Origin of the sequence: Stenotrophomonas sp. PS02301, from assembly GCF_029959485.1 — a bacterium.
GTDB classification, from domain to species: domain Bacteria; phylum Pseudomonadota; class Gammaproteobacteria; order Xanthomonadales; family Xanthomonadaceae; genus Stenotrophomonas; species Stenotrophomonas maltophilia_Z.
Map to the genome: position 1 here is coordinate 1 of NZ_JASCOO010000128.1, position 10,107 is coordinate 10,107.

Annotated in this window: 6 protein-coding genes; 2 read left to right on the forward strand and 4 right to left on the reverse strand. The window is 68.2% G+C overall.

Going from position 1 to position 10,107, the window contains the following annotated elements; genetic code table 11:
* Positions 1–62: 62 nt before the first annotated feature.
* Positions 63–689 (reverse strand): LysE family translocator, encoded by a 627-nt coding sequence (locus QMX81_RS19300; protein ID WP_152152247.1) that lies wholly within the window; start codon positions 687–689, stop codon positions 63–65.
* A 184-nt stretch (positions 690–873) separates the two neighbouring features.
* A complete protein-coding gene (locus QMX81_RS19305; protein WP_152152249.1) occupies positions 874–3,747 on the reverse strand; it encodes a TonB-dependent receptor in 2,874 nt (957 codons plus the stop codon).
* Between the two features lie 543 nt (positions 3,748–4,290).
* Here QMX81_RS19305 and QMX81_RS19310 point away from each other — a divergent pair.
* Both QMX81_RS19310 and QMX81_RS19315 read left to right on the forward strand, forming a co-directional pair.
* Complete coding sequence (locus QMX81_RS19310; protein WP_282263889.1) at positions 4,291–6,267, forward strand: transglycosylase SLT domain-containing protein; 1,977 nt, start codon at positions 4,291–4,293, stop codon at positions 6,265–6,267.
* A 25-nt stretch (positions 6,268–6,292) separates the two neighbouring features.
* Complete coding sequence (locus QMX81_RS19315; protein WP_121039822.1) at positions 6,293–7,519, forward strand: multifunctional CCA addition/repair protein; 1,227 nt, start codon at positions 6,293–6,295, stop codon at positions 7,517–7,519.
* A gap of 20 nt (positions 7,520–7,539) precedes the next feature.
* Here QMX81_RS19315 and QMX81_RS19320 read toward each other — a convergent pair whose 3' ends face one another.
* Both QMX81_RS19320 and QMX81_RS19325 read right to left on the reverse strand, forming a co-directional pair.
* The gene (locus tag QMX81_RS19320; RefSeq protein ID WP_282263892.1) at positions 7,540–8,625 is read right to left on the reverse strand and encodes a S41 family peptidase; all 1,086 of its coding nucleotides are present in this window, start codon (positions 8,623–8,625) and stop codon (positions 7,540–7,542) included.
* Between the two features lie 159 nt (positions 8,626–8,784).
* A partial coding sequence (locus QMX81_RS19325) for an autotransporter outer membrane beta-barrel domain-containing protein (RefSeq protein ID WP_282263894.1) occupies positions 8,785–10,107 on the reverse strand: 1,323 nt, incomplete at its 5' end.

The following is a 10,107-nucleotide window of genomic DNA, read 5'->3' on the forward strand; positions in this document are numbered from 1 at the left end:
CCGCTGGCCGGCAGCCTCATGAACGATGAAAGTCCTGCCTGGTTGCCGGCCAGCGGCCGGCACTACGGCCTGGCGCGCAGCAGCGCCAACCCGAACCCGATGAAGATCGTGCCGACCACGCGGTCGAACACCTTGCGCAGCCCCGGCTTGGCCAGATAACCGGCCAGCCCGCGGCCGCCGGCGGCGTACACCCCGTACCAGAACATCTCCATCACCGCGAAGGTGCCCACCAGGATCACGAACTGCGGCAGCTGCGGCTGGGTGAGATCGACGAACTGCGGCAGGAACGCCGAGGCGAACAGCAGCAGCTTCGGGTTGCTGATGCCGATGATGAATCCATCGCGGAACAGCACGGTGCGTGAACTGGGCACCAGCGCCGAGGTGCTGCCGACGTCGATCGGCGCATCACCGCCGCGCCAGGCCTTGATCCCCAGGTACACCAGGTACGCCACGCCGGCGTAGCGCAGCACGTCGAACACCATCGGCGAGGCCTTGAGCACCGCGCCCAGCCCGGCGGCGGAGATCGCCAGGGCCAGTACCAGCGCGGTCAGGCAGCCGGCCATGGCGGCGATGCTGCGGCGGAAGCCGACGCGCACGCTGCGGGTCATCACGTGCAGCATGTTCGGGCCGGGCGTGCCGCACAGGACGAACACGGTCACGGCGAAGATCCACCAAGTATGCAGGTTCATGGCAATACAGTTCGAGAGAGAGGTAGTGCCGGCCGCTGGCCGGCAGCGCAATGATGCCTGACGGAAACAGCATCGGCAGGCCGGACTCGCGAGATGGCCGGTCCTCGCAACCGGGTTGTCCGCCCGGAACGCACCGGGGCGCCCTCACGGCGCCCCGGTGTGTCACCTCCGCATCAGCCCGCGATCAGAACCGCAGGTCCGCGCGCACGTACCAGTAGCGCCCGCGCGGGATGTCGTAGGTCGAGGCGTCATAGCCGTTGAGCGAGCACGACAGGCAGATCGGCGGATCCTTGTCGAACACGTTGTTCAGGCCGGCGCTGAGCTGCAGCCCCTTCATCCAGTCGATCTTGTAGCCCACCTGCATGTCGTGGAAGGTGGTGGCCGACAGTTCGTTGGTGCCTTCGGCCTGGTTGCTGCAGATCGGGAAGGCGGCCACATCGCCGCACGCCTCGGTGAGCTTGGAGATGTGGCGCACCGTCCAGGAGGCGTTCCAGTTGGACAGGTTCCAGCTCAGCGTAGCATTGCTGGTCCACTCCGGGATCGAGCTGTCGGCCACTTCCACACCCGGCTCCTGCGGCTGCTTCTGCCCGGCGGCCCCCAACGCCTCATAGCGGCCGACGAAGGTGTTCTGCCAACCGAGCTTGAACTGCCCGATCTCCGTCTGCGGCAGGGTCCAGAACAGATCCACATCCCAGCCATCGGTCTTGATCGAGCCCAGGTTGGTCAGCCGGTTGTTGAAGCTGCTGACCGCCCCGGTGGAGGCGCGCGTGATGCCACTGCAGTACAGCGGGTCCAGCGTGTCCACGCACAGATCAAGCTGGGTCTGCGCGTTGATCGCCTGGATCGCGCCTTCGATGTGGTGGCGGTAGAACGTCACCTCGACATCGAAGCGCTCCGACCAGGACGCGTTGCTGCCGAACCACGGGCTCCACACGAAGCCGGCGCTGAAGCTGCGCGAGCGCTCCGGATCCAGTTCCGCGTTGCCGCCGGTGGTGACCGAGATCTGCGAGTTGGCCTGCTGGAAACCGCCCGGCACGCCGAGTGCGGCACAGTTGGCGGCACTGCCGCGCGGCGGCGTGCCCCCCAGCCCGACCGAGCAGGGATCGAACAGCTGCAGATCGGCACGCGCGGCCGAGCCATACAGCTCGCCGATGGACGGTGCGCGGAAGCCTTCGGCGTAGCTGGTGCGCAGCACGAAGTCATTGGTCACCTGCCAGCGCAGGCCGTACTTCGGGGTGAACTCGCCACCAAACGTGGAGTAATCCGAGTAGCGCCCCGCAAGGCTCAGGTCGAGCTTTTCGCCGAGCGCGCTCTTGGCGAAGATCGGCACGCTCAGCTCCAGGTAGGCCTCGTTGACATCGTAGGAACCGGAGGTCGGCAGCGAGGGCACGCCGTTGTAGTGGCCGATCACGGTCAGCGGATCCGGATCGTAGCGGCCCTCGTACTTGCGGTACTCATAGCCGGTGGCGAACGAGACCGGGCCCGCCGGCAGGGTGAACAGCTCGCTGCTCAGGTTGGCGGTGAACAGGCTCAGCTCGTTCTGGCTGCGGTCACGCACTACTGGCTGGATCCAGCGCAGCATCTCCGGGGTGATCGAGCCGACCCCACCGAAAATGTTCAGCGGTACGCAGCCGGGGGTGGCCGCACATACCGCCGGATCGCCCAGCGCCATGTTGACCTTGTAGATGTCGTAGCTGCCGTAGTTGGTCTGCTCGGCCTTGTTCTTGCTGTACATGCCGTTGAGGTCCCAGAACCAGCTGCGATCCGCGGCCTGGAACTGGCCGACCAGGCCGGTGGCGAAGTACTGGGTGTTGACCTCCTGCTCGAACACGCGTGCGCCGCCTTCAACAGGGCGACGGCCGATCAGGCTCATGTTGCCCGAGGCGGCCAGATCGAAGCCGAACGGGTTGTACGGGTTGAGGCCGGAGACCACGATGTTGTCGGCCAGCGGGTTGCCGGTGGCGCCATCGGGGCCGAAGAACAGCGGCTCCGGACCGGCCTGGTTGGTGGACTCGCGGCGATTGCCAAGCGCCTTGATATACCACTGGATGTCGTCGGTGAGATCGAAGCGGAACTGGCCGAAGATGCCTTTCCGCTCGGACGGGGTGAGCACCAGGTTGTACTCGGCGAAGTTGAAGCGGTCGGCCGAGGTGAAGCAGTGATAATCATCACTGCGGTCGCAGCCGGCGCTGCCGTCGTAACGCGGGCTGCTTACGCCGGTATTGGGTACGATGTCCTGTACCGCCCCGGTGGTGGGATCGACGAACTTGAAGCGCCCCTGCGGAATGCCACCACTGCCGAAGGCCAGCCCGGTGCCGGGAATCGGGAAGCGCGACTGCTCGCGATCGCGCGCATACACCGGGTCCTGCTTGGTCCAGCTCGCCCCCAGGAACAGGGTGTAGCGGTCACCGCTGGTGCCCCAGGCCAGGTCCACGCCCTTCTGGGTGCCATCGCCCTTGGTGTACTCGCCATAGTTCATCGTCACCTGCGCGCCGTCGAATTCACGGCGGGTGATGATGTTGACCACACCGGCGATCGCGTCGGAGCCATACAGTGATGAAGCGCCGTCTTCGAGCACTTCGATGCGCTCGACGATGGCCAGCGGAATGGTGTTCAGATCGGTCGCCGCGCCCACGCCGGACGCGGAAGATTCATTGACCCAGCGGATGCCATCGACCAGCACCAGCACGCGCTTGGCGCCCAGGTGACGCAGATCGACCTGGGCCGACCCCGCACCCACGCCACTGCCATCGGGTGGGAAGCCGAAGTTGCCCGAGGAATTGAATTTCGCATTGAGCGCCGAGCCGGAGCCGGTCAGCTGCTGCAGCACGTCGCCGATCGAGGTCAGGCCGGTGCGCTCGATCTCGGTGCGGGTCAGGGTCTGGATCGGCACCTGCCCTTCCACTTCGGCCCGCTTGATACGGCTGCCGGTCACTTCCACCCGGTCCAGATCCGTCGTACTGCGTGGCGCGTCCTGCGCGCTGGCCAGGGCCGGTGCAGCCAGCAGCAGGCACAGCGATACGGCGACCGCCAACGGGCGGTGATGCAGGTTGTTCATTCGCTCTCTCTCCAAAGGAACGTTGGGCGGGACTGCCGCTCCCCCCTGCATGGCGGCAGTGTCTCCTTGTAAACAACCTGTAAATGTGAAGGAGTGACGTGCGCCTCGCTTTCACGGGGAATCGACAAAGCCGACTGTGCGCGGGCGCGGCTATGGGGCAGCGTGTGTGCGGTCTGTGCGAGCGCACATGCTGCTGTTTTCGAGGGATATTGACGGCATCCGGGGCGGTCGTCGTGCCGCTGCTGCGCGAACGCCGTCCGCGTGATGTCGGGACTCTGGTGACGACTGGGAACCTCGGCGATTGCGCTGGCCAGCGCGTCGGAATCGGCTTCAGTGCGCAGCCGTCGAGGGTCGTTGGCATGGCGTCCAGATGCGCCGCCGCACGTCGATGCGATGGGGTCTGGAGCGGCGCGTGTTTCCAACGTCCCTGGTCACCGGTGGAGCGATGGACCGGTGTGCGAATGGACCGCCCCAGCGGCGCCCGTTCATCCTCGAGTCGGATTGCCCTCACCGCCTTTCACCGGCCCCCGTTATGCTTTCCGCATGACTCGACTTCCCCTCTATTTCTTCAGCGCGACCGTCCTGCTGGCCTGCACCGGGGTCAGCCCGGTGGCCGATGCCCAGAACCTGGATGCCCAGCGCGCGCAGCTCAAGGCCGTGATCGACAATGCCGAGCGCGGCCAGTTCGATCCTGCCCAGGCAGCGGCACTGAGCAAGCACCCGCTGTATGGCTGGGTGGAGTTCGCCAATCTGCGGCGCAACATCGATACCGTCAGCAACGTGCAGGCGCAGGATTTCCTGAAGCGCTACAACGGCCAGGCGGTAGCCACCAGCTTCCGCAACGTATGGCTGCCGGCGGTGGCGCGGCGCCAGGACTGGCCGACCCTGCTGGCCAACTGGACCGACACGACCAACGTCGGCCTGCGCTGCGCCCAGCTCAATGCACGCCAGGCTACCGGCAAGGCCGACGCGCAGTGGGTCAGCGAGGCGCAGGCGATCTGGCGCAGCACCGGCAAATCCTTGCCTGATGCCTGCGACCCCGTGTTCGCGGTGCTGGATGCCAAGGGCGGCATGAACGCCGAGCTGCGCTGGGCACGCATCGATGCCGCTGCCGATGAGCAGCAGCCGGCGGTGATGCGCAGTGCCGCGCGCGGGCTGCCGGCCGCCGATCTGGCCCTGGCCAACACCTATGCCGCCTTCGTCGACAAGCCCAATGCCAGCGCGCTGAACTGGCCGCGCAATGAGCGCAGCCGGCGGATCGCCACCGATGGCCTGGCTAAACTGGCCAAGGCCGACCCGGGGGCCACCGAACAGCAGCTGCCGCAGTACGCCGACGCGCTGCAGCTGAGCGCCGCGCAGCGCGCGCAGGTGCTGTACCAGATCGCGCTGTGGACGGTGGCCTCCTACGGTCCGGACTCCGCCCGTCGCCTCAATGCGGTGCCCGAATCGGCGTATGACGAGCGTCTGCACGAATGGCGTGCGCGCGAAGCGCTGTCGCGCGGCGACTGGCCGGCGGCGCTGACCGCGATCCGCAAGATGGGCCCGACCCAGCGCGCCGACTCGCGCTGGCGCTACTTCGAAGCGCGCATGCTGGACAAGACCGGCAAACGCAGCGAAGCGCAGGCGGCCTTCCGTGAGGCCGCCCGCGCGGCCACCTTCCATGGCTTCCTGGCGGCCGACCAGCTCGGCCAGAACTACACGCTGTGCCCGTGGGAACCCAACGACAGCGCCCAGGCGCAGGCGGCGGTCGCGCGTGACCCGGCGATCGTGCGGGCGATGGAACTGTTCAAGATCGAACGGGCGGGCTGGGCCGTGGCCGAGTGGAATGATGCGCTGAGCCGTTACGACAACACACAGCGTCGTCTCGCCGTGGAAGTCGCCCGCGACAACGGCTGGTTCGACCGTGCGGTGTTCTCGCTCGGCAAGACCCCGGACGAGCAGCGCCTGTATTCGCTGCGCTTCCCGCTGCACCACGACGACAGCATCCGCCGCGAGTCCGCACGCAATGCCATCGATCCGGCCTGGGTGGCCGCGGAAATCCGCGCCGAGAGCATCTTCAACCCGAAGGCCCGCTCACCGGCCAACGCCATGGGCCTGATGCAGGTCCTGCCCGCCACCGGTGCGGCAGTGGCCAAGTCAATCGGCCTGACCAACTACGGCGGCGCTGCCAGCCTCTACGACCCCGATACCAACATTGCCATCGGCACGGCCTACCTGCGCCAGCTGATGAACAAGTACGAGGGCCTGCCCTACGTCACCATTGCCGCCTACAACGCCGGCCCGACCCCGACCGCCCGCTGGCAGTCGCAGCGTCCGGGGTTCGATCCGGACATCTGGATCGAGACGATCAGCTACAAGGAAACCCGCGAGTACGTCGCGCGCATCCTGGCCTTCAGCGTGATCTACGACTGGCGCTTGAACGGTGACGCGCTGCCGGTGACCGACCGCATGAACGGCCGCCTGCAGGCCAAGCGCAAGACCTTCGCCTGCGCGGCCAACGCCGACAAGGGCGGGGATTGAGCGGACTGACGATTATCATGGCCGCATGAAGATCTATCTGGTGGGCGGCGCCGTGCGTGACCGCCTCTTGCAGTGTCCACCCGGCGACCGCGACTGGGTCGTGGTCGGGGCCACCCAGGCGCAGATGGACGCGCAGGGGTACAAGGCCGTGGGCCGCGATTTCCCGGTGTTCCTGCATCCGGATACCGGTGAGGAATATGCGCTGGCCCGCACCGAGCGCAAGTCCGGCCGCGGCTACCGCGGCTTCGTGGTCGATGCCGATCCCGCTGTGACGCTGGAGGAGGACCTGCAGCGTCGCGATTTCACCATCAACGCGATCGCCTGCGATGAAGCCACCGGTGCGTTGGTGGATCCGTATGGCGGCGTGGGTGATATCCAACAGCGCGTGCTGCGCCACGTCGGCCCGGCCTTCGTCGAGGATCCCCTGCGGGTGCTGCGTGCGGCCCGCTTCATGGCGCGCTTTGCGCCCCTCGGCTTCACCGTCGCCGCCGAGACGATGGCCCTGATGCGGGAGGTCGCCGCCAGTGGCGAGCTCGATGCGCTGGTGCCCGAACGCGTCTGGCAGGAGCTGAGGCGTGCCCTCGCCTCCGCGCGGCCGTCCGCGTTCCTGCGCACCCTGCATGACGCCCAGGCACTGGGTGCGATCCTGCCCGAGCTGGAGGCCCTGTACGGTGTGCCCCAGCGCGCGGAGTTCCATCCGGAAGTCGATACCGGCGTGCACCAGGAAATGGTCAGCGACATGGCCGCGCAGCTGGCCCCGGGCGATGACCTGATCGGCTTCGCCGCGCTGACCCACGACCTCGGCAAAGGCCTGACCCCACCGGCCGAATGGCCGCGGCACATCATGCATGAGCAGCGTGGCGTCGCCCCGCTGCGTGGAGTGGCCGAACGCCTGAAGGTGCCGGTCGATCACCGCCAGCTGGCCGAAGCCGTCTGCCGCGACCATCTCAACGTGCACCGCATCGATGAGCTGCGCGATGCCACCGTGCTGGAGCTGCTCGGCCGCTGCGATGGGTTCCGCCGGCCCGAACGCATCGCGCAGATCGCGCTGTGCTGCGAAGCCGACAAGCGCGGCCGGCTGGGCTTCGAGGCCAGCGACTACCCGCAGGGTGAAACGCTCAAGCGCCTGCACCAGGCAGCGCTTGCCGTGCAGGCGCGCGATCTGGATCTGACCGGGCTGAAGGGGCCGGCGGTGGGGGAAGCGCTGGCCAAGGCGCGGGTGAAGGCCATCAGCGCGGTGCGTACACGCTGATCGACGGCTGGGATGACGCCTCAGGTGGCGCTGGCGCACGCCGGTTGCGCCAGCAGCCAGTCCCTTGCGGCCGCCGCAGCATCCTCGCCCTCACCGATCACCACATCCGGCGCGATCTTCCTGCCATCGCCCTGGCCGTTGCGATCGACCATGACGTTGCCGGTGACCAGCAAGGCGCTTCCATCAGGCAGCAGCTCGGTCCGGTTACCCGTGGAGACGCCTGCCGTGGGCTGGCCGAAGCTTCGGGTGTTGGCACGCCCACGGAACGCCAGTGCCGTCGCCTCTCCCGCGCTGGCGGTGCGCGGCCCGAACAGCACCGCCACCGGTGCGCCGGGATGACGCAGCCGATACGCGGCCGCGCCAACATCCAGCAGGTTCTTCTGCTCCAACCACACCGCGCCGCCGTGCAAGAACCACGACCGCTCCGAGTCGGCCGTGGTGAACGCACCTACCCGCGGTGCATTGCCGCCCGCGTCTTCCAGCAGGGGCGCCAGGCCGAGCAACATCGGCCACATGTTGCCGCCGGTGTTGCGTCGCAGGTCGACCACCCAGCCGCATCGCTCCGCGCGGTCCTTGCTGCGGATGGCGTCCTGCAGCGTGCCTGCAAACGCAACACTCGCCCGCTGCCAGGCCACGCTGTCGCCCGGTCCACCACCGCTGAAGGCGCCCACCGTCATCCAGCCGATGCGCCGGCCGACCGTATCCATATCGCGCTGCTGGTCAGTGCGTTGCTGCTTGGCGCGGTGCTCGTGTGTGCGCTGCGTTGCCGGCGGTGGCTGGGATCCCGCCACGGTGGCGCGGCTTGAAGAGGACTGCAGCAACGGGTAGCTCGCCGGCAGCCACCGCCCATGCCCCCCACTGCTCACGGCAATGGCATCGCGCAACAGCGGCCAGGTCTTGGCGGGATCAGCATCGGGAGCCTGCAGGCGGGTGCGCAGCGCCTGCCAATCGACCTTGTCGCGGTACAGCGCCTCGCGCTCCAGCACCGCCACGATCCGCAGCTGTACCGGTGGCGCAGGCATCTCCTGTGCGTTCGCCATCGGTGCAAGCAGCACACCGGCCAGCAGCGCCGGGCGCGTACAACGAGACCGCAGGAACATCACCATCGCGCTACATCCGTGTAGTTGAGCAGGCCGCAGCATATCGCTGCACACGGCCACAAGAACAGCGCGCGTCCTCCGCCCTGGCGACCGGTCAGCCCGAAATGAGGGCACGCCACCCGTGGCGGGCAGCGTGCCGGGGATCAGCCAGCGCCCACAACCGCCTCACCAATCAAACCGCACGCCGATATTCCCCTCGATGCTCTTGCGCTCCTTCTGCGCGCTGCTTTCCAGATCGCGCGTGTAATCGGCCACCGCAAACGCGCTGACATTGGCATTGAAGCGCGCGACCACACCGACGCCGACTTCCAGTGCGCGCGAGCCCTGCTGGTTGGTGAGCCGGTTGTCGCCGAAGTCGATGCGATCTTCGCCGTCCAGGGTCTGCCAGTAATTGAGCTTGGCGTACGGCTGCCACCCATTGCCGGCGATATCGTAATCGGCGGCGAGGCGAAGGCCGACGCGCCCGGTCCAGGCATTGTCGGCCTTGAAGCGGACCGCCGACACCCGGTCACCGGCATCGTCGATCGAGGTGCGCTGCCAGATCACCTGTGCCTGCGGCTCCAGCCACCATACGGACTGCCCGAGCTGCAGCAGCGGCTTGCCCACTTCCAGCGACGCGGTGGTGCCATCGCCACGCACGTCGATGCCCAGCCCGCGCGCCGACGTGGCCTCACCGTCGTAGCGGCTCTGAAGGACCACCGCATCCAGATACCCGCCTTCGCTGCCGACGCGGGTCCAGTACAGGCCCACGTGCTTGTCATCCAGGCGGGTACGGCCGACGGCCACGTTGTCCCAGCCGATCGCAAAGCCGTTGACGTTGCCCTGCGCGCGGGTGCGGCCGACGAATACACCGACCTGATCGCGGTGGTTGTCATCGCCGTTGGCGTACAGGTCCAGGCCGGCCTGGATGCCCTGGAGATCACCGTCGAAACTGGGCTTGGCATCGCCCTCCCAGTGCTGCTCATGACTCTGCCCGATCATGCGTGCCCAGGCCGAGCGGAAGCCGCCCTGCCCGGCCAGCACGCGCTGCTCGCCCCGGCGCTCGTGGAAGGTGCCCAGGCTGGCCAGGCTCGTCTCGCGCAGCAACGGGGGCACCACCGAGTAGACCGGGGTTTCCACCCGGTACAGCGGAATGATGTCGCCCTCTGCCGGACGCGCGTCCGGCGTTGGCGGTACCGCCAGCGGACCGGGCACCGGTGGCACTTCGGTAGGCACCGGCGGCGGCGCCTCCGGCTGCGCGGGTGCCACCGGCGCAGGAGCCGGCGGCGGGGCCGGGGGCGGCGGCTCTGGCGCGACCGGATCCGGATCATCCGGCGGGTTCACGTCCGGGGGCGGCGGCGGTGCCGGCGGCACTGCCGGCGGCGGGGTGCCGATGGCTTCGGGCGGCGGCGGCGGCGGTGGCACCTCGATGGTCGGCGCCGGCGCCCGCGCCCGGGGGGGCCCGGCGGGGAACCGGGGGGGCCCGGGGCCCTTTTGTACGCGGCCGCC

Excerpts from the sequence above, each read along its gene's own strand:
- QMX81_RS19300 (WP_152152247.1), bottom strand. The coding sequence starts at position 689 with ATGAACCTGCATACTTGGTGGATCTTCGCCGTGACCGTGTTCGTCCTG.
- QMX81_RS19305 (WP_152152249.1), bottom strand. The coding sequence starts at position 3,747 with ATGAACAACCTGCATCACCGCCCGTTGGCGGTCGCCGTATCGCTGTGC.
- QMX81_RS19310 (WP_282263889.1), top strand. The coding sequence starts at position 4,291 with ATGACTCGACTTCCCCTCTATTTCTTCAGCGCGACCGTCCTGCTGGCC.
- QMX81_RS19315 (WP_121039822.1), top strand. The coding sequence starts at position 6,293 with ATGAAGATCTATCTGGTGGGCGGCGCCGTGCGTGACCGCCTCTTGCAG.
- QMX81_RS19320 (WP_282263892.1), bottom strand. The coding sequence starts at position 8,625 with ATGGTGATGTTCCTGCGGTCTCGTTGTACGCGCCCGGCGCTGCTGGCC.